This window comes from Poseidonocella sp. HB161398 (assembly GCF_005870025.1).
GTDB lineage: Bacteria > Pseudomonadota > Alphaproteobacteria > Rhodobacterales > Rhodobacteraceae > Mangrovicoccus.
This window is the reverse complement of the sequence record NZ_VATA01000273.1, coordinates 1-662: the sequence shown is the minus strand read 5'-3', so window position 1 is coordinate 662 and position 662 is coordinate 1. Positions and strand designations below refer to the sequence as shown.

Below are 662 nucleotides of genomic sequence, written 5' to 3'. Positions count from 1 at the left end.
GTTCGGGACATCGGCATAGGTCTTTCCGGCGAGGAGGCGGCGGACCTGCTCCGGGCTGGCGCGGCGGCGGTCGACGCCGTCGAGCTTCTCCGCGATCTTTTCCGGGCTCCAGCCGCAGGCATGCCAGATCCGGGCGAAGGTGATCTGGAGCTGCGACAGCCGGTCCTCGCGCCCGCAGGTCACGCCGATCCGGTAGGCCAGGTTCTCCGCCCAGAGCCGCGCGATTGCGGAGGCGTCGGGCACGCAGCCCTCCAGCCGCGCCGCGAGCATCTCCTTCAGCGCGGCGTCATAGGCCTCCTCGACCGCGCCCGGCTCGGGCGGGGCGCTGCTGCCGCGCCGCCACTGGGCGATGAACTTCATCGCCGCCTCGCCGCCCGGGATCATGTTCAGCCCGCGCGCATGGATGGGGAAGAGCGAGCGGTCCTCGATCTCGATCTCCTCCAGCCGCATCGCCTCGGCGCGGGTGACCCCGGCGCGGAGGATCTCGTGCTCGGTCTTCGCGACCGGGAAGAAGCTGCCGCGCAGCGCCTGGTGGAACAGCGTTCCGCTCCCGGCATGGGCGGCGCGGCGGTGCTGGAGGACATCTCCTTCACTCTTGAACGCGGCGAACTTCTGGGCATCGCGGGCAGTTCCGGCGCGGGCAAGAGCCTGGTCGCCGAGGC

1 protein-coding gene is annotated in these 662 nt (G+C 71.6%); it reads left to right on the top strand.

From position 1 onward, the window contains the following. Positions 1–120: 120 nt before the first annotated feature. Positions 121–662 (top strand): ATP-binding cassette domain-containing protein (locus tag FGX59_RS40035; protein ID WP_370296524.1); only part of this gene is annotated, 542 nt, incomplete at its 3' end.